The sequence below is a fragment of the Streptomyces sp. NPDC041940 genome (assembly GCF_055589465.1).
Genome location: NZ_JBVJBP010000014.1, coordinates 1 through 22,009, shown reverse-complemented (window position 1 = coordinate 22,009; position 22,009 = coordinate 1). Strand labels below are relative to the sequence as shown.

Here is a 22,009-nt window from a genome sequence, read left to right as displayed (position 1 = left end):
CCACTCCCGCGCAACTCGCGCGACGGCGAACCGTCGGGTGCCTCCCGCGACCGCGAGCCAGGGCGGGTCCGCGCCCCGGAACCGTGCCGCGACCCGCCCAACTCGGCGCTCTGCCCCACCCATTGACGCTTTGCCGACCCTTTGCCAGACTCACCGGCCGCAGGCACAGAAAGCGCTTGCACACCCCCCACGTCCGACGAAACCGAGGCCCTCATGGGACGCAGATCCGCCTTCCTCGCCGCCGCCGGTGCCACCGCCCTCCTCACCGCCGCCGGCACCCTGACCGCTCCCGCCACGGCCGCCACCACCCCAGCCGCCGCCCCAGCCGCCGCCCCCATGCGAGCGGCGGCCTGCGGAGACGGCTCCTTCCAGGCGGAGGCCGTGCAGAACGGCACCGGCTGGACCGCCCGGCGCGGCGGCAGCACGGTCTACACCGGCACCGACATGCGCGCAGCCGTCCAGGCCGCCGTCAACAGCCTCACCTCGGGCCGGACTTCGAAGGAGCGGGTCGTGGTCCGCGGCTCGGGCTCGATCCCGGCGGGTTCCCGCGTCTCGCTCCCCAGCTACACCGTCCTCGACGTCTGCGGCACGATCAACGTCACCGGCAGCGGCTCGGGCGACCAGGCGCCGGTCTACTCCCGCGGCACCCGCGACATCGAGGTGCGGAACCTCAAGCTCACCGGCACCCCGCTCTACGGCATCTTCCTGCGCAACGTCCAGAACGTGGTGCTCGGCCAGATCGACATGCGCCTCTCCCGCGGCCTGGGCGTCCGCATCGACAACCGCGGCGACACCAGCCAGTGGACGCGCAACGTCCGCATCGACAACGTCTACGTCTCCGGCGCGTCCAGCCACGCCGTCGAGACCTACGGCGTCGACGGCCTCACCATCGGCACGGTCACCGCCCGCGACGTGGGCGAGTCCGGCCTGCTGCTCAACCAGACGATCAACGCCGATGTCACCAAGGTCGACGCGGAGAACGCCGGCACCGGCACCGGCTACGCCGCCTTCCGCATGGCCAACCGCAACGGCCGGGTCGGCAGCGGCTACCCCACCAACATCCGCGTCGGCGAGGTCATCGCCCGGGGCGGCGGACGCGGCGTGTTCTGCGTCTCCGAGAGCGGCGGGGCGACGATCGACAAGGTGACGCTCTCCGGCACCGGCAACAACTCGGTCCTGATCGAGAACTGCTACAACGTCACTCTGGCGGCCCGGAGCGGCACGATCACGGGCGGCGGCGAACTGCGCCTGGCCGCCCGCTCGGAGTTCCCCAACAACAAGGACATCACCGTCCAGAACCTGACGGTCACCAACTCGGCCATCAGGGAAAGCCCCTGCGGCGAGAACACGACGTTCCGCAACATCACCCGCGTGAACAGCAGCCAGTCGATCTGCTGACGACGACCCACGACCGCCTCGGAGCCCCCGGGTCACTCACCGGACGAAGGCTCCGGGGCTCCGGGGTCGCTCACCCCTCCGCGATCACCACCGCCGAGGCCACCCCGGCGTCGTGACTGAGCGACACATGCCAGGACCGCACACCGAGCGCGTCCGCCCGCGCGGCCACGGTTCCGCTCACCCGCAGCCGGGGCCGCCCACTGTCCTCCACATACACCTCGGCGTCGGTCCAGAGCAGCCCGGCCGGAGCCCCGAGCGCCTTGGCCAACGCCTCCTTGGCGGCAAATCGCGCAGCGAGCGAGGCAACCCCACGCCGCTCCCCACTGGGCAGCAACAACTCCGCCTCCACGAACAGCCGCTCAGCCATCGCGGGCGTCCGCTCCAGCGACGCCGCGAACCGGTCGATCTCAGCCACGTCGATACCGACCCCGATGATGCTCATCCGGGCACTCTACGACCCTTCTACGACCACACCACCGTCGTCGACGCCCTGAGGGGCGGCTACTCCACCGTCACCGACTTCGCCAGGTTCCGGGGCTGGTCCACGTCGTTGCCGCGAGCCGTCGCCAGCTCGCACGCGAACACCTGAAGCGGCACCGTCGCGACGAGCGGCTGCAGCAGAGTCGGTGTGACGGGAATCCGGATGAGGTGATCGGCGTACGGCACCACCGCCTCGTCCCCCTCCTCCGCGACGACGATCGTCCGAGCCCCTCGCGCCCGGATCTCCTGGATGTTGGACACGATCTTGTCGTACAGCACGGACCGCCCTCGCGGCGACGGCACCACGACGACCACCGGCATGTCCTTCTCGATCAGGGCGATCGGACCGTGCTTCAACTCCCCCGCCGCGAACCCCTCGGCGTGCATGTACGCCAGTTCCTTGAGCTTCAGCGCGCCCTCGAGCGCCACCGGATACCCGACATGCCGCCCCAGGAACAGCACCGTGTTCTTGGCGGCGAGCGAACGGGCCAGCTCCCGCACCGGCTCCATCGTCCCGAGGACCTGCTCCACGGCACCGGCGATCGAGGACAGGTCGCGGATCACGGCCCGGATCTCGTCGCCCCACTTGGTCCCCCGCACCTGCCCCAGATACAGGGCGACCAGATAGCAGGCCACCAACTGCGTCAGGAACGCCTTGGTGGACGCGACCGCGACCTCCGGCCCGGCGTGCGTGTACAGCACCGCGTCGGACTCGCGCGGGATCGTCGAGCCGTTGGTGTTGCAGATGGCCAGGACCTTGGCGCCCTGCTCGCGGGCGTGGCGCAGCGCCATGAGGGTGTCCATGGTCTCGCCGGACTGCGAGATGGCGATGACCAGGGTCTGCGCGTCCAGGATCGGATCCCGGTACCGGAACTCGCTGGCCAGCTCCACCTCGCACGGGATGCGCGTCCAGTGCTCGATGGCGTACTTGGCGATCATCCCGGCGTGGAAGGCCGTACCGCACGCGACGATGACGACCTTGTCGATCTCCCGCAGCACCCCCTGGGGGATCCGCACCTCGTCCAGGGTCAGCGAGCCTGAGCCGTCGATCCGGCCCAGCAGCGTGTCGGCGACCGCCTTGGGCTGCTCGGCGATCTCCTTGAGCATGAAGTAGTCATAGCCCCCCTTCTCCGCGGCCGACGCGTCCCAGTCGACGTGGTACGAGCGGACGTCGGCAGGCCGTCCGTCGAAGCCGGTCACCGTCACGCCGTCCCGGCGCAGCTCCACCACCTGGTCCTGTCCCAGCTCGATCGCCGACCGCGTATGGGCGATGAACGCGGCGACGTCCGAGGCGAGAAAGGCCTCGCCCTCTCCGACGCCCACCACCAGCGGCGAGTTCCGCCGCGCGCCCACCACCACCTCCGGCTCGTCGGCATGCACCGCGACCAGCGTGAAGGCGCCCTCCAGCCGCCGGCAGACCAGCCGCATCGCCTCGGCGAGATCCGCGCACGACGAGAACTCCTCGGCGATCAGATGCGCGACGACCTCGGTGTCCGTCTCGGAGCCCAGCGCGTGGCCCCGCTCCTCCAACTCGGCCCGCAGCAGGGCGAAGTTCTCGATGATGCCGTTGTGCACGACAGCGACCCGGCCCGCGTTGTCGAGGTGCGGGTGGGCGTTGGAGTCCGTCGGCCCGCCGTGCGTGGCCCACCGGGTGTGCCCGATCCCCGTCGCACCGGTCGGCAGCGGCCTGCCGTCCAGCTCCTTCTCCAGATTGAGCAGCTTCCCGGCCTTCTTCGCCGCCGCCAGCCCGCCGTCGGCCAGCACGGCGACACCCGCCGAGTCGTACCCCCGGTACTCCAGTCGCTTCAGCCCGGCCATCACAACCTCGAGCGCGGACTGCGGCCCCACGTATCCCACGATTCCACACATGGGCGGCAGCTTAGGGTCGATTCCCGTGCCGAACAGGCCGTTGCGTGCCCGATATCGGAAATTCCCACCGTCGTACGAACGCTTGGGACGCCGGACGCCGGACGGCGAACGGGCGTCTGTCCTCAGACCTTCGCCCGATAGGCCCGCATGGCCAACGGATAGAACACGACCGCGATCCCCGCGGCCCACACCAACGACCACAGCACCGGCTCCGCCACCGCCCCGCCCAGCAGCAGCCCCCGGAACGCGTCGGACAGATGCGTGACCGGATTGACGTCGCTCCACGCCTGCAGCCAGCCGGGCATGGTGTCCACGACGACGAACGCGCTGCTGGTGAAGGTGATCGGGAAGATGAGGGTGAAGGCGAACGCCTGCACCTTCTCCGCGTCGCCCGCCAGCATCCCGATCAGCACCGCGGTCCAGGACACGGCCGCGGCGAACACCGTCACCAGGAGCGCGCCGAGCAGGAACCCGCCGAATCCGCCGGTGACGCGGAAGCCGAGCGCCAGACCGAGGCCGATCATCAGCAGCAGCGCCCAGAGGTGCTTGGCGAGGTCCGCGGTGATCCGGCCGATCAGCGGAGCGGACCGCGCGATCGGCAGACTGCGCAGCCGGTCGAAGACACCCTTGGTGAGGTCGGTGTTGAGCGCCATCGCCGTGTACATCGTCATGAACAGGGTGTTCTGCACGATGATCCCGGGCAGCGCGTACTTCAGATACGCCTCGGGCGATCCGGCCATCTGCCCGCCCAGCACATAGGTGAAGAGGAACACGAACATGATCGGCGTAATGCTGTAGTCGACCAGTTCGAGCGGGTTGTGCTTGACGGCAACCAGACTCCGCCAGGCCATCGTGAAGGTCTGCCGCATCCCCGCGAGCGGCGGCACCCGGCCCGACGCGGTGACCGGCGCGGTCAGCGTGGTCGCGGTCATGACCGGCTCACCGCCTTCTCCAGCCCGTCGTCGTCTCGGGCGGTCTCTTCGTCGTCATGGACGGCGGACCCGCCGTTCCCCTCGGGCCCGCCCGGCTCGGCCCGGTGTCCGGTCAGGGCGAGGAAGACCTCGTCGAGCGAGGAGCGGCGCAGGGCCAGCTCCCCCACCGCGATCCCCTCCCGGTCCAGCGCACGCACCACGGCCGGCATCAGCTCGGGGTCCTTCACCGGGGCGGTGACCATCTCGCCCTCGATCCGGGCCTCCGGCCCGGCGGCCCCGGCCACCAGCGCGTGCGCCCGCGCGAGGTCCTTCCCAACGATCGGCCGCAGCTCCAGCACCTGCCCGCCGACCTGCGCCTTCAGCCGGTCCGGCGTGCCCTCGGCGATCACCCGGCCCTTGTCGATCACCACGATGTCGTCGGCGAGCACATCGGCCTCGTTCAGATACTGCGTGGTCAGCAGGGCCGTCGCCCCGTCCGCGACCAGGCCGCGCAGCAGATCCCACAGCTCACCGCGGCTGTGCGGATCGAGACCCGTGGTCGGCTCGTCCAGGAAGAGGATGCTGGGCCGCCCCACCAGACTGGCCGCGAGGTCCAGGCGCCGGCGCATGCCGCCCGAGAAGGTCTTCGTGGCCCGCCCGGCCGCGTGCGTCAGCTGGAACCGCTCCAGCAGCTCACCCGCCCGCGCCTTCGCCTCGCGCCGCGGCAGACCCAGCAGCCGGCCGATGAGCAGCAGGTTCTCCGTGCCGGTCAGGTTCTCGTCCACCGCCGCGTACTGCCCGGTCAGGCCGACGAGGGAGCGTACGACCCCGGCCTCCCGGATCACGTCGTGGCCGGCCACCCGGGCCCTGCCTCCGTCCGGGCGCAGCAGTGTCGCGAAGATCCGCACCGCGGTCGTCTTCCCTGCACCGTTGGGCCCCAGCAGTCCGAGCACCGTGCCCTTGCGGGCCGCCAGGTCGACGCCGGCCAGCGCCTCGGTCTCCTTGAACCGTTTGACCAGGCCTTCCGCCTCTATCGCATACGTCATGGGTACCCCCAGGCGTTCGCGGACCCCGGACCGGGCCCACTCCTCCCACAACTGTGACGCATACCACTGACATTCCACCTGTGTCAGTTTTTCTCCCCGCATACGAGGGCGAAAGGCGGCGAATGCCTCGCGTGACGGATCCCACCTCACCGTCCGTTCGTACGCCCGTAACAATGGACTGTGATCTCTCCGGTCTCCTCGATGCCCCGGAGCGCCCACCGGCAGCGGCCGGAGGCGACTCCCTACGTCGACCTCACCCGAGCCGAGTGGAGCGCGCTGCGTGACAAGACGCCGCTCCCACTGACGGCCGAGGAGGTCGAGAAGCTGCGCGGTCTCGGCGATGTCATCGACCTCGACGAGGTGCGGGACATCTACCTCCCGCTGTCCAGACTCCTCAACCTCTACGTCGGCGCCACCGACGGCCTCAGAGGCGCCCTGAACACGTTCCTGGGCGAACAGGGCTCCCAGTCCGGCACCCCGTTCGTCATAGGAGTCGCCGGCTCGGTCGCGGTCGGCAAGTCCACGGTCGCCCGCCTCCTCCAGGCCCTGCTCTCACGCTGGCCGGAACACCCGCGCGTCGAGCTGGTCACCACCGACGGCTTCCTGCTGCCCACCAAGGAGCTCCAGGCCCGCGGCCTGATGTCGCGGAAGGGCTTCCCGGAGTCCTACGACCGCCGCGCCCTGACCCGCTTCGTCGCCGACATCAAGGCCGGCAAGGACGAGGTCACCGCCCCGGTCTACTCCCACCTCATCTACGACATCGTCCCGGACCAGAAGCTCACGGTCCGCCGCCCCGACATCCTGATCGTCGAGGGCCTGAACGTCCTCCAGCCCGCCCTGCCGGGCAAGGACGGCCGCACCCGGGTCGGCCTCGCCGACTACTTCGACTTCAGCGTGTACGTCGACGCCCGCGTCGAGGACGTCGAGCGCTGGTACCTCAACCGCTTCCGCAAGCTGCGGGCGACCGCCTTCCAGAACCCGTCCTCGTACTTCCGCAAGTACACCCAGGTCTCGGAGGAGGAAGCCCTCGACTACGCGCAGACGATGTGGCGCACGATCAACCGGCCCAACCTGGTCGAGAACATCGCCCCCACCCGCGGCCGGGCCACCCTCGTCGTGCGCAAGGGCCCCGACCACAAGGTGCAGCGGCTCAGTCTGCGCAAGCTGTGACGCACGGGGAAAAGGCCGGTTAGATGGTCGCCATGCTCCATCTGCGCCTGATCACGCCGTCCGAGAAGACCGACGATGTGGTGCTGCTGATCGAGAAGACGGTCGGCACCACCCACCTCGTCGTACTGCCGGACACCGCACGCAACCCCGCCGGGGACGTCGTCATGTGCGACGTGGCCCGCGAGGCGGGCGACGAACTGCTCGCCGGCCTGCGGGAGCTGGGCATCGACACCAGCGGCTCCATCGCCGTCGAGAACATCGACCTGTCGCTGTCCGAGCGGGCCGAGAAGGCCGAGGCCGACGCGCCGGGCGAGGGCGCGGACGCGGTCCTGTGGGAGCACCTGAGCGACGCGACACACGAGGAGTCGACGCTCTCCGTCACCTACCTGGCCTTCATCACGCTGGCCACGATGATCGCGGCCTGCGGCGTGGTCCTGGACAACGCGATCCTGATCGTGGGCGCCATGGCGGTGGGCCCGGAGTTCGGCCCCCTCGCCGGCCTCTGCACCGCGATCGTCCGCCGCCGATCACGCCTGGCCCTGCGCTCCCTGATCGCCCTGCTGGTGGGCTTCGCGGTGGCGATGGCGGTGACGGTCCTCTTCAGCCTCTTCATGAACGCCGTGGGCCTCTTCACCGAGGCCCAACTGGAGGCGGACCGCCCCAACACCGACTTCATCTACGCCCCCGACTGGTTCTCCTTCGTCGTGGCGGTCCTGGCCGGCATCGCGGGCACCCTCTCCCTGACGTCAGCGAAGTCCGGCGCCCTGGTGGGCGTGGCCATCTCGGTCACCACGGTCCCGGCCGCCGCGAACGCGGCCGTGGCCCTCATCTACGGAGACACCAACCAGACCCTGCGCTCCACAGAACAACTCCTGCTGAACCTCGCGGGGATCCTGTTGGCAGGCACCCTCACCTTGCTGGCCCAGAAGTGGCTCTGGTCAAAACAACGCAAGCAGGCAGACGCCCTCTAGGGCGACGTCCTCAGGGGCGCGGGGAACTGCGCGACAAGCCACAACGAACGGTCAGACCGCAAACACCCGCAGCCCCCACCCCGAACCGCAAAGGCCAACTACCCCAACGCGGACTTCACGGCGTCAGCAAGCCGCCCCGCAACAGCCCGAGCCTGCTCGATATCAGCCGCCTCCACCATCACCCGGACCAACGGCTCGGTCCCGGACGGCCGAAGCAGCACCCGCCCGGTAGCCCCGAGCTCCGCCTCCGCATCGGCGACCGCCGCCGACAACTCCGCGGACGTCCCCACCCGAGTCCGGTCGACATCCGGCACATTGATGAGCACCTGCGGCAGCCGCTCCATGACAGCCGCCAGCTCCCGCAGCGAGCGCCCGCTCCCGGCCACCCGAGCCGCCAGCAGCAGCCCCGTCAGCGTCCCGTCACCCGTCGTCGCGTGGTCGAGGATGATCACGTGCCCGGACTGCTCGCCCCCGAGGGCGAACCCGTGCTCCTTCATCTCCTCCAGCACATACCGGTCACCGACAGCGGTCTGCACCAGCCGGATGCCCTCACGTTCCATGGCCAGCTTGAACCCGAGGTTGGACATCACCGTGGCGACCACCGTCTCGGCCCGCAGAGCGGAGCGTTCCCGCATCGCCAGCGCGAGCACGGCCAGGATCTGGTCGCCGTCCACCTCCGCGCCGGTGTGGTCCACGGCGAGGCACCGGTCGGCGTCGCCGTCGTGCGCGATGCCCAGGGCGGCCCCGTGCTCGACGACGGCGGCCTTGATCTTGTCGAGGTGCGTGGAACCGCACCCGTCGTTGATGTTGAGCCCGTCGGGCTCGGCCCCGATCGTGACGACCTCGGCACCGGCCCGCTGGAACGCCTCCGGCGAGACCCGGGCGGCGGCGCCGTGCGCCTCGTCGAGGACGACCTTCAGCCCGTCGAGCCGGTTCGGCAGGGCACCCAGCAGATGCTCGACGTACCGGTCGAAGCCTTCGTCGTACTCCCGGACGCGGCCCACCCCGGCCCCGGTCGGCCGCTGCCACGGAGCGCCGGTGCGGTGCTCCTCGTAGACGGACTCGATCCGGTCCTCCAGCTCGTCGGCGAGCTTGTGCCCGCCGCGGGCGAAGAACTTGATGCCGTTGTCGGGCATGGCGTTGTGGCTCGCGGAGAGCATCACACCGAGGTCGGCGCCGAGCTCTCCGGTCAGGAACGCCACCGCCGGGGTCGGCAGCACGCCGACCCGCAGGACGTCCACACCGGCGCTGGCGAGGCCCGCGACCACGGCGGCTTCCAGGAACTCCCCGGACGCGCGCGGGTCACGCCCGACGACCGCGGTCGGGCGGTGTCCCTCGAAGGTGCCCGCCTCGGCCAGTACGTGCGCCGCGGCCACGGAGAGGCCCAGGGCCATCTCCGCCGTCAGATCCGCGTTGGCGACACCGCGCACGCCGTCAGTGCCGAAGAGTCGTCCCACTGTGGTGTCCTCCGAATTGCTGTGAGAGTGCGGCTCACATCCCCACGTACTTCCCTAGTACATCCCTGAGAGTGTCCGGGGCCGGTAGGGGTTGTGTAAACGAACCGCCCCGGCGGCACCATGCGGGCCGCCGGGGCGATCGTTGCGAAAGCCAGTCGCCAGGACAGGCGACGCGATTAGCGCTTGCTGTACTGCGGGGCCTTGCGGGCCTTCTTGAGACCGGCCTTCTTGCGCTCGACCGCACGGTCGTCGCGCTTGAGGAAGCCGGCCTTCTTCAGCGGGCCGCGGTTGTTGTCGACGTCCGCCTCGTTCAGCGCACGGGCGACACCGAGACGGAGCGCACCGGCCTGACCGGAGACACCGCCGCCGGAGATGCGGGCGACGACGTCGTAGCGGTCGTCGAGCTCGAGCACCTTGAAGGGCTCGTTGACTTCCTGCTGGTGCACCTTGTTCGGGAAGTAGTCCTCGAGGGTGCGACCGTTGATCTTCCACTTGCCGGTGCCCGGAACGATCCGGACACGGGCGATGGCGTTCTTGCGACGGCCCAGGCCGGCGGCCGGCTGGGGCTCACCGAAACGCGAGGCGAGGGACTCGGAGGTGTACTCACCCTCCACCGGAACCTCGGACTCGGTGGTGTAGCTGTCGATGTCAACTTCTTCGAGCGGCTGCTCGGCAGTGGTCTCGGCCACGATGCTCCTCAGATTCTGTTCAGTCTTAGGGGGTGTGGCCGGACTTACTGCGCGACCTGGGTGATCTCGTACGGCTGCGGCTGCTGCGCGCCGTGCGGGTGCTGGTCACCCTTGTAGACCTTCAGCTTCGAGAGCATCTGACGGCCCAGGGAGTTCTTGGGGAGCATGCCCTTGACGGCCTTCTCGACGGCCTTCTCGGGGTTCTTGTCCAGCAGCTCGTCGTAACGGACGGAGCGCAGACCACCCGGGTAACCGGAGTGGCGGTACGCCATCTTCTGGATCCGCTTGTTGCCGGACAGGTGCACCTTGTCCGCGTTGATGATGATGACGAAGTCACCAGCGTCGACGTGGGGGGCGTAGATCGGCTTGTGCTTGCCCCGGAGGAGGGTCGCTGCGGTGGTGGCGAGACGACCCAGGACAACGTCCTGGGCGTCGATGACGTGCCACTGGCGCGTCACATCGCCGGGCTTGGGGCTGTACGTACGCACGGTTCGTAGCCTTCGCTTCGAGTGAATGGTCCTGAACAGGTCACCGAAACGATCACGACAGCCCTGACCGCACTGCGGTGACGCAAACCGCGTGCTGGTCGCTGGTCATCGGCCCGGCGGACCGGTGTAAGGGCCCGTCCCGTGAGAATGAGCAAGCCAATACACAACGAACAAGCAGAGTACCGGGGCTCACCACAAGGGTCAAAACGCGGGCTCACCGTCGACGGTCGAACACACAGACGCACAGGCCCGCACACAGCGTGACAGCCCTCCTCAGAGTCCTGCCCCGGACCGGCCGCACATACGGAATCACCGACGACAGCAGCACATCGACGACCACCGCGGCGCCCCACCGCAGCACGGAACCGCCACCGCGCGGACGACGGCACCCCCGCAGCACCGCGAGCCCGGCCGACAGCCCGGACGGCAGTCCGGACGCCGGTCCGGCCGTCGGCCACGACAGCAGGCTCACCAGCAGCACCACGGCCACCAGCACCCGCACCCCCGCGCACCCCGCCCACAGGCCCCCGCTCGCGAGTCGCCCCAACCACCCGGAGATGTCGCCTTTGCCCGTCCGCATGGGAGGAACGCTAGGGGCTACGAGGCCGATCCAGGCGGACCAGCACACCCCATGTCCCGTCTAAGATGCGCCCCATGAGCTATGGGCAGGGGGGACCCCAGTCCCAGTGGGATCCCTGGAAACCGCAGTCGCAGCAGCCCTGGAACAGCGGGGGCGGAGGCCAGTCTCCGGACTGGGCCGCGCTCGCCGAGGCGTCCGAGTCACGTAACAAACGACGGCGGCTGCTGCTGGTCGGCGGTGGCGCGGTCGCCACCGTCGCGATCGGTGCCGCCGTCGCCGTGGCGGTGGTCTCGGCCAACGGCGACAACCAGGCGAACAACCCGGCCTCCCTGCCGTCGGCGGACATCCCGAGCGGGTCGCCCTCCGGCCCGTCGTTCGCCCCGACCAGCGCCCCGCCCCCGCTGGACCCGAAGGACTTCGTCGCCAGCGCGAAGAAGGACAAGGCCCCGCTCGGCCCGGACACCCTCTTCCCGGGCACCCAGCTGACCATGGGCGAGACGGTCTACAAGAAGGGCCCCACCGCCGAGACGAAGAACTGCGCCTCGGCGGCCGGCGGCTCGCTCCCCAAGGTCCTCACCGCGAACGACTGCACACGCCTGATACGAGTCACCTACACCAAGGACGGCATCGCCGTGACGGTCGGCGTGGCGGTCTTCGACACCGAGGCGCAGGCCGTCAAGGCCAAGGCCCAGAGCAGCAAGAAGAGCTTCGTCAAGTCGCTCTCCGGCGGCGGTGTGAAGGGCTTCTGCGAGTCCGGGGTCTGCCGCACGACCGGCAACTCCTACGGCCGGTACGCCTACTTCACCAACGCCGGCTTCACGAACGGCAAGGACGTGACGCCCAAGGACACCGCGGTCTTCAAGACCGGCAACGACCTGGCCCAGTTCACGTTCAACCAGATCCGCCGCCGCGGCGAGGCCCAGGCGTCGGCGGCGGCCAACGAGTGACCGCCCGCCGCCGTGGGCCCCGTCACAGCCTCTTCGCGCTGCGCAGTGTCTTGGCGTAGTAGCCGTTGCCGTCCAGCCGGGAGACTCCGCCGACGTCGCCGATGGTCGGACCGTTGACCTCCTCGCGGCTGGAGACGAAGAGCAGGTGGCCCTCGGTGTCGTAGCCGAGCACCATGCCGACGTGGTCCAGGCGCTGCTGGGTCCGGGTGTCGAGCTTGAAGAAGACGAGGTCTCCGGGCTGGAGCTGGTCTATGCCGGTGGGCCGGTCCTTGGGCGAGACGCCGGTGAGCGGCAGGATGTCGGCACCCTGCTTGGAGCGGGCCATGCCGTTGGCGGTGCGCGGCAGGCCGTCGCCCGAGGCGTCCGAGGACATGAGCGGGTAGCGGGCGCGGTAGCCGAACACCATCCGCATGTATCCCGAGCAGTCGGTCGACCGGGCGCGCGCGGTCTCCGGCTGTCCGATCACGCCGTCCCGGAAGGGGTACGGGACGCCGAGGTAGTCGTAGAAGTCGGACTGCTCCAGGCGCAGGTCGCCGCCCTCCGCCCCGCCCGGGTTGAGGGGCCCGAAGTTGGCGTCACCGGCGTAGACGGTGCCCTGCGCGTCCTTCTTCTGTTTGGCGCCCGCGACGTACTGGAAGGCGATGGCCAGGAGGTCGTCCTCCTTGCTGGACCGGTACTTGGCGTACCAGTCCTTGAACCACTTCTGCTGGTCCGCGCCCTTCTTCCAGGGCTCGGGCATGAGGCGGACCCAATCCGTCGTGGATGCCTTGGAGCTCGTCGACGAGGGCTCCGCGAAGGTGCGGGCCGGTCCGGTCAGGGTCGCGGTGCGCGCCCCGTCGGTGAACACCGCCCTGACCTGGCCGTCGGAGCCGCGCAGCACGGAGCGGGCGGGGTTCTCCAGCCGGGACCAGCTCTCCCCGCCCTTGTCGCGGGTCTTCGTCGCGCCGCCGCCGGCCCGGTCCGAGCCGTCCAGCACGCCGACGTTCGTGATCTCCGGGACGCCCTTGTCCTCCTGCTTGCGGAGCTCCATGGTGAGGTAGCCGGAGGTCGCGACGAGCGCCAGCACCACGAGGCCGGAGAGGACCGGCCGCGATTTCTTCTTTCCTGCCATGTGTTCTCTCCTGGGTTCTCGGTCGCCGGGACGCCGGTTCTCAGACGGTGGGCATGATGCCGAGCAGCAGTCCGGCGGCGACGACGATGTAGGCCATGAGCGAGACGGTGCCGGTCGCCAGCAGCGTCGCCCCCTTGGGCTGGCGAACCATCTGGTAGGCGATCAGGCCGGGCACGATGAAGCCGAGGGTCTGGTTGCCGTACAGCAGCGGGAACTCGATCGAGAGCACGATCATCACGGTGGCCTGGAGCAGCACGCCCAGCAGGACCACCGCGGCGAACAGCCGCTTGCCGTAGAGGATCACCAGCCGCTGCATGACCTTGGTGCCCGCGTAGGTGAGGGCGGTGACACCGACCACCATGGCCGCCCGCTGGAGGTCCTCGATGAGGGTCAGGGCGAGCCAGCCCGGCGTGATCATGCCACCGGGCGACAGGTTGGTGGTCAGGTAGCACAGCAACGAGAAGAACAGGCCGATGGCGATGCCGAGGGCGGCCATCTCGGGGGTCAGGGCGGCGGTGGTCAAGGGAGTCTCCGGGCACGGGTGCGGGTTCGGTACGGGGCGATCGGCGGTCCTGCGCGAGGCGCTCGCCCCGCCCGTGGACGTCAGGAACGGGGAGGCTGTCCCCCGTCGTCGGCCGGGACGTACCCGTAGGGCTCGTCGGCGTACTGCCATGTCTGCTGGGCCGGAGCGGCGTACGGCCCCTGCTGGTAGGGGGCCGGGTCGGGGTACCCGGCGGCGTACGGCTCCGACGGCTGGGCGGGGATGCGGACCACCGGGATCTCCTGGGTCTGGGAGGCCTGGTAGCGCTCCTCGTAGGCCACGGGGTACGAGGCGTAGGGGTCCAGGCGCGCCGGCTGGGGCGGCACGGCCGTGGCCGAGGTCCGCGCGGCGTCGGCGTCGGCTTCGGCGGAGGCGGACTCGTCCGCCGGGAGTTCGGCCAGGTACTCCAGCAGTTCCTCGCCCTGTCCGTGGATGTTGCCGATCGCGACCAGGGAGGAGTCGGCGGACAGGCGCTCCAGCAGCGCCGGCATGAACTCCTCGGCCGACCGCCGTTCGCCCCCGAGGTCGACCGCGCGCTCGCGCCACTCGGCGGGGATGGCGTCGATCGCGCTCTTGGCCGGGTGCCCGATGACGAAGACATGGTCCGGCTGGAGGTCGGGGATGATCTCGCCCATCTGCCCGTTGCGCTCCACGCGGTCGGGCCGGCAGTTGATCACGACGTTCAGCGGCCGGTGGATGGCTCCGAGGTCGAGCAGCTGGTTGATGTTCATCAGCGTCGACTCGGGGTCGTTGGCCGCGAAGACGTTGGCGAAGGCGAGCCGCTTGCCCTCGGGCGCCGCGTAGCGCTCGACGGACAGCACGCCCGGGTCCGGCGGTGCGTCGTACATGCCCTGCAGGGCGACCTGGCGTTCCACGCCGAGCAGGTCGGCCACGACGAGGGCGATCGCGACGTTCTCCTTGAAGGTGAACCAGCTGAAGCCGCGCAGTTCCTCGTCGGTGACGGTCTCCGGGTCGGCGTAGACCAGCTCGCAGTTACGGGCGTCGGCCTCCTCCTGGAGGATGTGGAAGCGTTCCTTCTCTGCGGTGACGCAGATGCCGTCCTCCGGCATGGAGCGGCACAGCGACCGCGCCACGTCGTCGAGGGTGGGGCCCATCTCGGCGAGGTGGTCCTCGCGGACGTTGCACAGCACGCCGATCGTGGAGCGGATCAGCTTGCTCTGGTTCACCTCCTGCAGGGCCGGCATGACCGCCATGCACTCGATGACGAGGGCGTCGGGCCGGTAGGTGGCGGCCCGGCGCACGATGCCGATCTGCTCCACGACGTTGGCGATGCCGAACTTGCGGTAGACCGGCTCCTCGGTGGCGTCCGGGTGGATGAACCGGGCGGCCGTACCGGTGGTCTTCGCCACGGTGACCAGGTCGCCGCCGCGCAGCGCCCCGGCGCACAGCCGGGTGATGGAGGACTTGCCGCGGATGCCGTTCACCAGCACGCGCGACGGGATGCTGTGCAGGCTGGCGTAGTGCCGGCGCTGTTCCACGATGCCCGCCACCAGCAGCAGCACACTGCCGGTGAGCAGGACGAAGTACAGATAGAGCACGGCTGGGTCACCTTCCCCGAACACCGGCCTCCGGCTCCGCGAGCCGGCGTGCCTGGGTCTGCTTACGGGCCTGGAGTTGCTGGCGCAGCAGTTCGAGGCTGCGTACGACCGCGCCCACCTCGTCCTGGTAGCGGGGGTACAGCACGGACTTGAGGTCGCCGTCGGCCAGCTTCTCCGCGCCGGCCGCCAGTGCCCGCATCGGCCTGGCCACGACCAGGTACACCCAGCCGAGGCAGACGACGATCAGGGCCAGACCGAGCAGTCCGGCCAGGACGCTGCGGTCCTCGCGCTGGTACGGGGTGATCTGGAAGTCCTTGGCGTTCTGCCAGCTGACCACGGTCCAGCCGATGTCGGCCGCCACGCCGCCGCCGGAGAACGGGGCGGCCGCGGCGACCGTGGTCCCGCGTCCTTCGCGGATCAGCAGGCCGTTCTCGACGGGACCGGCGCCGACGTGGACGCTGCCGGCCAGGACGAGGTCGGCGAGCGCGTCGCGCGGCAGGTCCTCGAAGGCCAGGAAGCCGTCGCTGGCGGCGATGGTCCGCGCCTTGGAGTCCACCACGCGGACCTCGCCGAGCCCGGGCCGCTTCAGCAGCGAGTTGAGGAACTCGACGCGGACCTCGCCGACCAGGGTCATCCCCTTGCGGCCCGGCAGCGGGGCCGCGGCCTGGACGACCGGCTTCTTCCCGCCCTTGCCGGCCACCCGGACCAGGGGCGTGTCGTCCCCGTCGGCGAGACCGGCGCGCGGCTCCTCACCCGCGCGGGCGACGACCTCGGCGTCCTCGTCGAGGAGGTACAGCGCCTGGTAGCGGGTGTGCTCGCGCAGGGTTTCCTCGAGCAGCGCGCGGCCGGCGCCGGCGTCGTCCGGGTCGATCAGCCGGGACGTGGAGACCAGGTCCGCCTGCGCCTCGTTGAGCGCCCGGCGCACCCGGTCGGCGACCAGGTCGGTACGGTCACGCTGGTCCGAGACCATGCTGGCCGGGATGCTGACGGAGTCGTCGGTGCGGTTCAGCAGGAGGCCCACGGGCACACACCACAGCAACAGCAGTACGGCGGTCAGCACGAGCGGCCCGCGTACCCCGAACCGCCCCTTGACGCGCTGGCGCCGGCCGGGGTCACCGGTCGGGCCGCCCAGCTGCGCGCGCAGTGTCTCCAGGGCGGAGCCGATGCGCGCGGCCTCACCCCCGCGGGGCACGTCCACCGGCCGGGTCAGGTCGCCCCGGGCCAGTCGGCGGGACTCCAGGAACAGCCGCAGCAGCGGCCGCTGCACGGTCGCCCACAGCACGGCCGCGGCGAGCAGTCCGAGCACGACCAGGGCTCCGGCCGCCAGCAGTCCGTACAGCTCCCGGTCCGCACCGGCGCCCTGCTGCTGAACCACGGGCAGCAGGGCGACGACGGTGAGCCCCAGGCCCGCGCCGACGCTCTTCTTCTCCTCCGGGTCGGCGGAGGAGAGGGAGGCGTAACCGACGGTGGCGATACGGCCGTTGTAGCTCCCGCCGACCAGGTTCCCGCTGACCCCGGGGTAGCCGCGGGAGCCCGGTTCCCTGGCGCTGACCGGGTCCTGCTCGGTCTCCCGTGCCGCCCGGGCGGACAGCCCGCTCATCTGCTTCTGGAGGAAGGCCAGCTCCTTGCGCTCCTGGTCGGAGTTGAGCGCCTCGGACTGCTCGAAACCGGCCGTGGCGAGGATCTCCCCGCCGGTGGCCACGACCGCCATGGAGCGGAACTGGCCCAGGTTGATGGCGGGCACGGACAGGCTGTTGGAGGCGAGCAGGAGCTGCTGGGGCCGGTCCTCGGAACCGAGGACGGCCATGGTCATCAGGCGTACGTCACCGGTCTCCAGCCGCACCATGCGGGGCTTGAGAGCCGTGTCCCCGGTGAGGACGTCCTTGTCCAGCCAGGCGAGGGGAATCGTTTCACCCCTGGCGGCCAGCACTTTGCCGCTCCGCAGTTCCAGCACCGCCGTGCCGGTCCACTTCTGGTAGGTCTTCCCCAGGTCGGACAGGACGCGCTCGGGCTTCACCGGCGACCCCGCGTTCAGCGCGGCCGCGGTGCGGTTCAGGTCGGTGACCCGCTCGTCGATCGAGGCACGCAGGGCGATGGCGCCGTCCTCCGCGAAGTGCTGCTGCGAGGAGAGCACCGCCTGCGGTACGGCCGGCTCGCCGGCGGGGCCGAGCACCTGGGCGGTGAGGCCCGCGAGGGCGAGCACCAGTACGCACAGCAGCGCGATCGGGGGACGGATGCCGCCCAGCAGCGGCATGTCCGCGCGTCTCCGGCTGCGCCGCCGTCCTCCCTTCATGGGGCGCACGGCGCGGGTGGGTGTCACCGGTGCTTTCCTCCGGGCTCTCTGGGTGAGGACGGCCGCGCGGAACCTCCCTCCCGCGGGAGGGAGGGGTAACGGGCCGTCATGTATGAGACTTCTGTGAAGGGTTCGGGTTGTGCCGCTCGCCCTCCCGTGCGCTGTGGCGCTAGTCACGCTCCAGCGTGAGCTCCTTCAGGCCGTCGCCGCCCGGCGCCCCGCGGTTGTACAGGAAGCCGCGCGTACGGTCGGCGGCCAGCCGGTAGCGGGCCAGCCGCTCCTCGGAGAGTTCGCCCGGCGTCTCGAGTGCCCGCCGCACGTCCACCACCCGGTGGTCCTCGACCGCGCCGGCGGGCGGCTTCTCGCCGGCCTCCACCTCGGGCGGGATGTCCACCAGCGTCGTGGCGTAGCGGGCTGAGACGTCCCAGCCGTCGGTCGTCTCGCGGAACTCGAACCAGCCGATCGCGCCCTCCTCCGTGAGCCCGCTGGGCGAGGAGTGACGGGCGACCTGGTTGCCCAGGCCGTAGGCGACCCAGGTGCCGTTCACCTTCTGGATCGGCTGCACCACATGGGCGTGGTGCCCGATCACCAGGTCGATCCCGGTCTCCGTGGTGAGCCGCTCCGCCAGCTGCAGCTGCGGAACGCTCGGTTCGTTGTAGTGCTCAAGCCCCCAGTGCACCGAGAGAATGACCACCTCGGCACCCTTCTCGCGGGCCCGGGCCTCGGCGTCCTTGATCGCGTCCGTGTCGAGCTGGTTGAACGCCCACTTCTCCTTGTCCGGCGTCGGGTTGAGGAACGACATCCACGAGTACGAGAGGTGGGCGACCTTGACGCCGTTGACGTCCCGGATGTTGACGCGTTCCGCCTCTTCGGGAGTGCCGGCGGAGCCGGTGTGTCCGAGGCCGGCCTTGTCCATGGCCTGCAAGGTGCGCCGCACGGCCCCCAGGCCGTGGTCGTAGGTGTGATTGGAGGCCGTCGAGCAGGTGTCGTAGCCCACGTCCTTGAGCGTCGTGAGGATCTGCGGCGGGACGAGGAACTCCGGGTACCCCTCGAAGGGCCCCCGCGGCTTTCCGACGGGCGTCTCCATGTGACAGATGGCCAGGTCGGCCTCGCTGATGACCGGCCGCACCCGGTTGAGCAGCGGCCCGAAGTCCAGCCCGGCCTCCCCCTTGCCGGTCCTCTTGGCGTCCTTGGCCGCCTGGTCGACCAGCTCGGGGTGGATCAGCACGTCACCGGCGGCGGCGACGGTGAACGAGCGGCCGCCCGGCTTCACCTGCGGTGAGGAGGCCGCGGAGGTGCACGCGGCCGTCACGGCAACGGTGGCCACGAGAGCGGTTGCTGCCCGAACGACCCGGAGAGGATTACGAAATGTCACCGCATCATATTCACATGAACCACACAAGCACCACGGACGTTACCATCACAAGACAGTCACATTTGACTCGTATTCTGGTCCAAATCGGTCTCGTCCTCGCCTTGTTCGGCTGCCAGTCTGCAACAGACCGATCAACGGACGATTCCGTTCCGCACACCCGGGAGCTGGTGGACCTCCGCAGCCGGATCCTCACGTACACGGCGGGCCTGGAGCCCGACGCCGCGTACACCCCACCGGACGCCACCCGGCGCGAGCGCGTCGCCGAGAGCGTCGGCCACCTCCTGGACGGCGACACCGCGAAGGCCGAACGACTGCTCGCCTCCCTCGGCCTCAAGCTCACCCGCCTCACCGACACCGAGTCCGGCCGCAGGTACGACGAGATCGCCGCCGCCCGCCCGGGCCCGGCCGAACGCTGGGGGCGCCTCTACCTGACCGCCGACTCCGAAGTCCGCTGGAACGCCCAGGTGCCGCACCCGGTCTCCGACCGGGACACCGAACGCCTGGGCGTGCGGCTTCTGGAGGACAACCCCGGCGGCTCGCTGGTCCTGGCCGGCGCGCACCGCGAGGCGGGCCGGGGCGACGCCGCCGACGTCGCCCACCGGGAGGACAGCGTCTTTCACGCCATCGTCGTGGAACTCCAGAAGCGCGACGTCCCCGGTGTGCAACTGCACGGCTTCGCCAAGGAGTCACGGCGGCCTTTTGAGGCCGTCCTCTCCACCGGAGCCGCGCGGAGCACCCTCACCGAGGCCGCCGCCCTGGCCGACGGCATGGAAGCCGACGGGCTGCGGGTCTGCCGGGGCTGGTCGGCCCGCTGCCCCCTGGAAGGCACCACGAACGTCCAGGGCAGGGCCGCTGAGCGCCTCCACGCCAGGTTCCTCCACGTGGAGCTCTCCCCCGACGCGCGCGACGACTACACCGACGACACCGACGCCGCCGTCACGGCTCTCTCAGGGCTGGTCACGACCTGGAACTCCGCCCACCGGTGAGGACGGCGGAGGCCTGTCAGCAGCACCCGGCCGACGGCAGCGACCGCTTGTTCCGCGCCTCCTTGCTGCGCGCGGCCAGCAGTTCGTCGGCCGGGTAGCCGACCTCCTCCAGCGTCAGCCCGTGCGGCCGTACGACGTGCACGGCCGAGTCCCTCACGCCGGCCGCCAGCACCTTCCCCGGCCAGTCCGGGGGCCGGTGCCCGTCGCCCACGAAGAGCAGCGCCCCGATGAGCGAGCGCACCATGTTGTGGCAGAAGGCGTCGGCCCGCACGGTCGCGGTGATGATCCCGTCCTCGCCCCTGGCGAGACTCAGCTCCTGGAGCGTACGGATGGTCGTCGCGCCCTCCCGCTTCTTGCAGTAGGCGGCGAAGTCGTGCTCCCCGAGCAGCCGCCCCGCGGCCTCGTTCATGGCGTCGACGTCCAGCGGCCAGTCGTGCCACAGCACATGGCTGCGCAGCAACGGATCAACCCCGCCCGGATTGTCGGTCACCCGGTACGCGTACCGCCGCCACACGGCCGAGAACCGCGCGTTGAAGCCACTGGGCGCCTCCCTGAGGGCCCAGACCCGCACGTCCCGGGGCAGCCGCCCGGCGAGCCGCTTCAGCAGCTTCTGATGGTGCTCGGCCCAGACCTCCAGCGGCAGATCGACATGCGCGACCTGCCCCCGGGCATGCACCCCGGCATCGGTACGCCCCGCCACGGTCAGCTCGTACGTCTCCCGGGACCGCGTCACGGTCCGCAGCGCGTCCTCGATCTCCCCCTGCACGGTCCGCCGCCCCCCGGCCTGCTTGGCCCACCCGGAGAACTCGCTCCCGTCGTACGACAGATCAAGCCGGACACGGACGAACCCGGCAGCTGCTTCATCACTCACGCACAGATCCTCTCAGCAACACAAAGGCGGGCCCGCTCCTGAAAAGGAACGGGCCCGCCGACGCACCCTCAGGGGCGGCAGGACGCTTACGCGTCCTTGGACTCCTCGGTGTCCTCAGCCTTGGTCGTGTCGACCTGAGCCTCAGCAGCCTCGGTGTCCTTCGCGGCACGCTTGGTCGCGGCCTCGGCCTCGCCGGTCGCCTCCTGCGCCACCGTCAGCGCCTCGACCAGCTCGATGACAGCCATGGGCGCGTTGTCGCCACGGCGGTTACCGATCTTGGTGATACGGGTGTAGCCACCCGGACGGTTCTCGTAGCGCGGGCCGATCTCGGTGAAGAGCGTGTGCACGATGCTCTTGTCCGTGATGACCTGGAGCACCTGACGGCGGTTGTGAAGGTCGCCCTTCTTCGCCTTGGTGACCAGACGCTCGGCGTACGGCCGCAGCTTGCGGGCCTTCGCCTCGGTGGTGGTGATGCGACCGTGCTCGAACAGCGCCTTCGCGAGGTTCGCGAGGAGGAGCTTCTCGTGCGCGGCGCTGCCGCCCATACGGGCACCCTTGGTGGGCTTCGGCATGGTGTCTCTCCTAGGTGTCTGCCCCGGCCGTATCAGGTACCGGGGTCAGTATCTGAGCAGACGGTCGTCTGTCAGAGATCCGGACGACAAGCCCCGAAGGGGCTGTTGTCCGGAAGGGGCGCGGGGAACTGCGCGATCAAGCACAGCGCACCCGCACCCGAGTACGGACCGCAAGGCCCGAGCTCTTAGTACTGCTCGGTCTCCACGAACCCGGCGTCCGCGTCGTCGTCCGCACCGAACGCGTCGGCCGCGGCGGTCGGGTCGAACCCGGGAGGCGAGTCCTTCAGCGCAAGCCCCATACCCGCGAGCTTGGCCTTGACCTCGTCGATCGACTTCGCACCGAAGTTGCGGATGTCGAGCAGGTCCGCCTCGGAACGCGCGACGAGCTCACCCACGGAGTGGATGCCCTCACGCTTGAGGCAGTTGTACGACCGAACGGTGAGCTCCAGCTCCTCGATCGGCAGCGCCAGATCGGCCGCGAGCGCGGCATCCGTCGGGGACGGACCCATGTCGATGCCCTCGGCGTCGATGTTCAGCTCACGAGCCAGACCGAACAGCTCGACCAGGGTCTTGCCGGCCGACGCCATCGCGTCACGCGGACGCATGGCCTGCTTGGTCTCGACGTCGACGATCAGCTTGTCGAAGTCGGTCCGCTGCTCGACACGCGTGGCCTCGACCTTGTACGTGACCTTGAG

General features: G+C 70.2%; 21 protein-coding genes. 5 read left to right on the top strand and 16 right to left on the bottom strand.

The window, feature by feature from the left end:
• The first annotated feature begins 213 nt into the window (after nucleotides 1-213).
• Complete coding sequence (locus tag ACZ6I3_RS23400; RefSeq protein WP_469417057.1) at nucleotides 214-1,398, top strand: hypothetical protein; 1,185 nt, start codon at nucleotides 214-216, stop codon at nucleotides 1,396-1,398.
• A 70-nt stretch (nucleotides 1,399-1,468) separates the two neighbouring features.
• Here the strand turns inward: ACZ6I3_RS23400 and ACZ6I3_RS23395 are convergent, their stop codons facing one another.
• The 4 genes from ACZ6I3_RS23395 to ACZ6I3_RS23380 all read right to left on the bottom strand — a co-directional run bounded on the left by ACZ6I3_RS23395 (nucleotide 1,469) and on the right by ACZ6I3_RS23380 (nucleotide 5,704).
• Complete coding sequence (locus ACZ6I3_RS23395) at nucleotides 1,469-1,840, bottom strand: holo-ACP synthase (RefSeq protein WP_469417056.1); 372 nt, start codon at nucleotides 1,838-1,840, stop codon at nucleotides 1,469-1,471.
• A gap of 59 nt (nucleotides 1,841-1,899) precedes the next feature.
• Entirely contained in the window at nucleotides 1,900-3,747 is a 1,848-nt protein-coding gene (gene glmS, locus ACZ6I3_RS23390; protein ID WP_469417054.1) for a glutamine--fructose-6-phosphate transaminase (isomerizing), read from the bottom strand.
• A 122-nt stretch (nucleotides 3,748-3,869) separates the two neighbouring features.
• Nucleotides 3,870-4,679: an ABC transporter permease gene (locus ACZ6I3_RS23385; RefSeq protein WP_469417052.1), complete on the bottom strand. Its 810-nt coding sequence runs from the start codon at nucleotides 4,677-4,679 to the stop codon at nucleotides 3,870-3,872.
• Entirely contained in the window at nucleotides 4,676-5,704 is a 1,029-nt protein-coding gene (locus ACZ6I3_RS23380; protein WP_469417050.1) for an ATP-binding cassette domain-containing protein, read from the bottom strand. The genes ACZ6I3_RS23385 and ACZ6I3_RS23380 overlap by 4 nt, the downstream gene beginning before the upstream one ends.
• A 201-nt stretch (nucleotides 5,705-5,905) precedes the next feature.
• Between ACZ6I3_RS23380 and coaA the strand changes: the two genes are divergently transcribed.
• Together coaA and ACZ6I3_RS23370 are read left to right on the top strand one after the other, a co-directional pair.
• Nucleotides 5,906-6,874 carry a type I pantothenate kinase gene (coaA, locus tag ACZ6I3_RS23375; protein ID WP_359887783.1) on the top strand — a complete coding sequence of 323 codons (969 nt, stop codon included), beginning with the start codon at nucleotides 5,906-5,908 and terminating at the stop codon, nucleotides 6,872-6,874.
• A gap of 32 nt (nucleotides 6,875-6,906) precedes the next feature.
• Nucleotides 6,907-7,845, top strand: coding sequence for a DUF389 domain-containing protein (locus ACZ6I3_RS23370; protein ID WP_469417048.1), 939 nt, complete (start codon nucleotides 6,907-6,909; stop codon nucleotides 7,843-7,845).
• 98 nt (nucleotides 7,846-7,943) lie between these two features.
• Here ACZ6I3_RS23370 and glmM read toward each other — a convergent pair whose 3' ends face one another.
• The 4 genes from glmM to ACZ6I3_RS23350 form a co-directional block, all read right to left on the bottom strand.
• Nucleotides 7,944-9,302 carry a phosphoglucosamine mutase gene (glmM, locus tag ACZ6I3_RS23365; protein ID WP_469417046.1) on the bottom strand — a complete coding sequence of 453 codons (1,359 nt, stop codon included), beginning with the start codon at nucleotides 9,300-9,302 and terminating at the stop codon, nucleotides 7,944-7,946.
• Between the two features lie 176 nt (nucleotides 9,303-9,478).
• Nucleotides 9,479-9,991, bottom strand: a complete 513-nt coding sequence (gene rpsI / locus ACZ6I3_RS23360) for a 30S ribosomal protein S9 (RefSeq protein ID WP_184591418.1) — start codon at nucleotides 9,989-9,991, stop codon at nucleotides 9,479-9,481.
• 44 nt (nucleotides 9,992-10,035) lie between these two features.
• On the bottom strand, nucleotides 10,036-10,479 hold the full coding sequence (gene rplM, locus ACZ6I3_RS23355; protein WP_469417044.1) for a 50S ribosomal protein L13: 444 nt from the start codon (nucleotides 10,477-10,479) through the stop codon (nucleotides 10,036-10,038).
• A gap of 214 nt (nucleotides 10,480-10,693) precedes the next feature.
• On the bottom strand, nucleotides 10,694-11,059 hold the full coding sequence (locus ACZ6I3_RS23350) for a hypothetical protein (protein WP_469417043.1): 366 nt from the start codon (nucleotides 11,057-11,059) through the stop codon (nucleotides 10,694-10,696).
• Between the two features lie 74 nt (nucleotides 11,060-11,133).
• Here ACZ6I3_RS23350 and ACZ6I3_RS23345 point away from each other — a divergent pair, with 74 nt between their 5' ends.
• Nucleotides 11,134-12,006 carry a hypothetical protein gene (locus tag ACZ6I3_RS23345; RefSeq protein ID WP_469417042.1) on the top strand — a complete coding sequence of 291 codons (873 nt, stop codon included), beginning with the start codon at nucleotides 11,134-11,136 and terminating at the stop codon, nucleotides 12,004-12,006.
• A 22-nt stretch (nucleotides 12,007-12,028) separates the two neighbouring features.
• Here ACZ6I3_RS23345 and ACZ6I3_RS23340 read toward each other — a convergent pair whose 3' ends face one another.
• From ACZ6I3_RS23340 to ACZ6I3_RS23320, 5 genes are all read right to left on the bottom strand, one after another.
• Complete coding sequence (locus tag ACZ6I3_RS23340) at nucleotides 12,029-13,117, bottom strand: NlpC/P60 family protein (RefSeq protein WP_469417040.1); 1,089 nt, start codon at nucleotides 13,115-13,117, stop codon at nucleotides 12,029-12,031.
• Between the two features lie 40 nt (nucleotides 13,118-13,157).
• Nucleotides 13,158-13,640, bottom strand: a complete 483-nt coding sequence (locus tag ACZ6I3_RS23335) for a poly-gamma-glutamate biosynthesis protein PgsC/CapC (RefSeq protein ID WP_020276280.1) — start codon at nucleotides 13,638-13,640, stop codon at nucleotides 13,158-13,160.
• Nucleotides 13,641-13,720: 80 nt separating this feature from the next.
• Nucleotides 13,721-15,217, bottom strand: coding sequence for a poly-gamma-glutamate synthase PgsB (pgsB, locus tag ACZ6I3_RS23330; RefSeq protein WP_469417038.1), 1,497 nt, complete (start codon nucleotides 15,215-15,217; stop codon nucleotides 13,721-13,723).
• Nucleotides 15,218-15,224: 7 nt separating this feature from the next.
• Nucleotides 15,225-17,471 carry a HAMP domain-containing protein gene (locus tag ACZ6I3_RS23325; protein WP_469417296.1) on the bottom strand — a complete coding sequence of 749 codons (2,247 nt, stop codon included), beginning with the start codon at nucleotides 17,469-17,471 and terminating at the stop codon, nucleotides 15,225-15,227.
• A 208-nt stretch (nucleotides 17,472-17,679) separates the two neighbouring features.
• A complete protein-coding gene (locus ACZ6I3_RS23320) occupies nucleotides 17,680-18,837 on the bottom strand; it encodes a CapA family protein (RefSeq protein WP_469417036.1) in 1,158 nt (385 codons plus the stop codon).
• Between the two features lie 215 nt (nucleotides 18,838-19,052).
• Here ACZ6I3_RS23320 and ACZ6I3_RS23315 point away from each other — a divergent pair, with 215 nt between their 5' ends.
• On the top strand, nucleotides 19,053-19,871 hold the full coding sequence (locus ACZ6I3_RS23315; RefSeq protein WP_469417035.1) for a hypothetical protein: 819 nt from the start codon (nucleotides 19,053-19,055) through the stop codon (nucleotides 19,869-19,871).
• A 16-nt stretch (nucleotides 19,872-19,887) separates the two neighbouring features.
• Here the strand turns inward: ACZ6I3_RS23315 and truA are convergent, their stop codons facing one another.
• From truA to ACZ6I3_RS23300, 3 genes are all read right to left on the bottom strand, one after another.
• Nucleotides 19,888-20,742 (bottom strand): tRNA pseudouridine(38-40) synthase TruA, encoded by an 855-nt coding sequence (gene truA, locus ACZ6I3_RS23310; RefSeq protein ID WP_469417033.1) that lies wholly within the window; start codon nucleotides 20,740-20,742, stop codon nucleotides 19,888-19,890.
• Between the two features lie 86 nt (nucleotides 20,743-20,828).
• On the bottom strand, nucleotides 20,829-21,314 hold the full coding sequence (gene rplQ / locus ACZ6I3_RS23305) for a 50S ribosomal protein L17 (RefSeq protein WP_469417032.1): 486 nt from the start codon (nucleotides 21,312-21,314) through the stop codon (nucleotides 20,829-20,831).
• Nucleotides 21,315-21,499: 185 nt separating this feature from the next.
• On the bottom strand, nucleotides 21,500-22,009 hold a 510-nt coding region (locus ACZ6I3_RS23300), incomplete at its 5' end, for a DNA-directed RNA polymerase subunit alpha C-terminal domain-containing protein (RefSeq protein WP_358241866.1).

Bases quoted from the DNA above. Each gene is read 5' to 3' on its own strand.
- ACZ6I3_RS23400 (WP_469417057.1), top strand. From the start codon at position 214: ATGGGACGCAGATCCGCCTTCCTCGCCGCCGCCGGTGCCACCGCCCTC.
- ACZ6I3_RS23395 (WP_469417056.1), bottom strand. From the start codon at position 1,840: ATGAGCATCATCGGGGTCGGTATCGACGTGGCTGAGATCGACCGGTTC.
- glmS (WP_469417054.1), bottom strand. From the start codon at position 3,747: ATGTGTGGAATCGTGGGATACGTGGGGCCGCAGTCCGCGCTCGAGGTT.
- ACZ6I3_RS23385 (WP_469417052.1), bottom strand. From the start codon at position 4,679: ATGACCGCGACCACGCTGACCGCGCCGGTCACCGCGTCGGGCCGGGTG.
- ACZ6I3_RS23380 (WP_469417050.1), bottom strand. From the start codon at position 5,704: ATGACGTATGCGATAGAGGCGGAAGGCCTGGTCAAACGGTTCAAGGAG.
- coaA (WP_359887783.1), top strand. From the start codon at position 5,906: ATGCCCCGGAGCGCCCACCGGCAGCGGCCGGAGGCGACTCCCTACGTC.
- ACZ6I3_RS23370 (WP_469417048.1), top strand. From the start codon at position 6,907: ATGCTCCATCTGCGCCTGATCACGCCGTCCGAGAAGACCGACGATGTG.
- ACZ6I3_RS23350 (WP_469417043.1), bottom strand. From the start codon at position 11,059: ATGCGGACGGGCAAAGGCGACATCTCCGGGTGGTTGGGGCGACTCGCG.
- ACZ6I3_RS23345 (WP_469417042.1), top strand. From the start codon at position 11,134: ATGAGCTATGGGCAGGGGGGACCCCAGTCCCAGTGGGATCCCTGGAAA.
- ACZ6I3_RS23340 (WP_469417040.1), bottom strand. From the start codon at position 13,117: ATGGCAGGAAAGAAGAAATCGCGGCCGGTCCTCTCCGGCCTCGTGGTG.
- ACZ6I3_RS23325 (WP_469417296.1), bottom strand. From the start codon at position 17,471: ATGCCGCTGCTGGGCGGCATCCGTCCCCCGATCGCGCTGCTGTGCGTA.
- rplQ (WP_469417032.1), bottom strand. From the start codon at position 21,314: ATGCCGAAGCCCACCAAGGGTGCCCGTATGGGCGGCAGCGCCGCGCAC.